Here is a 644-nt window from a genome sequence, read left to right as displayed (position 1 = left end):
AACGGACAAATAGTGGCGATTATCCCGCGCAGCTTCTGTAACGGACCGTATTACCGGCCGTTTCGCGATTTCATCCTTGCGCGGGCAGCGATACGGCATATACACCTGTTTGAATCGCGCAAAAAGGCATTTAAAGATGACGAGGTCCTGCAGGAAAACATCATCATCCGCCTGGAGCGTGGAGGACAGCAGGGAATGGTCACAATTTCCACCTCTACTGATGACAGTTTTTCCGATCTCAATTCTCACGAACATCCATTTGACCGGATTGTGTTTCCGGATGACCCGGAGCGATTCATCCATGTGCCGACCACTACTGAAAAAAGCGCCCTCGAACTTATGCCAGCTGTGCGCTATTCGCTGGCCGACATTGGCGTTAAGGTATCGACCGGGCCAGTCGTCGATTTCCGTTTAAAGGCGCATCTGCGCAGCCTGCCCGAGGAGGGCTCCGTTCCCCTGATTTATCCAGGCCATTTGAGCACGACTGGCACGGTCTGGCCTGTACCGGGGTTGAAGAAGCCAAATGCGATCATGCGCAACGACGAAACCGAAAAGTGGCTTTATCCGAATGGATTTTATTGCGTAGTACGCCGTTTCTCATCAAAAGAGGAAAAACGACGTGTGGTGGCAAGCCTTGTTGATCC

General features: G+C 52.2%; 1 pseudogene. It reads left to right on the top strand.

The window, feature by feature from the left end:
* Positions 1 to 644, top strand: a pseudogene (locus tag BBB56_RS23430) (SAM-dependent methyltransferase); the annotation flags it as partial.

This window comes from Candidatus Pantoea deserta (assembly GCF_003813865.1).
GTDB lineage: Bacteria > Pseudomonadota > Gammaproteobacteria > Enterobacterales > Enterobacteriaceae > Pantoea > Pantoea deserta.
This window is presented reverse-complemented; position numbering and strand designations above follow the sequence as displayed.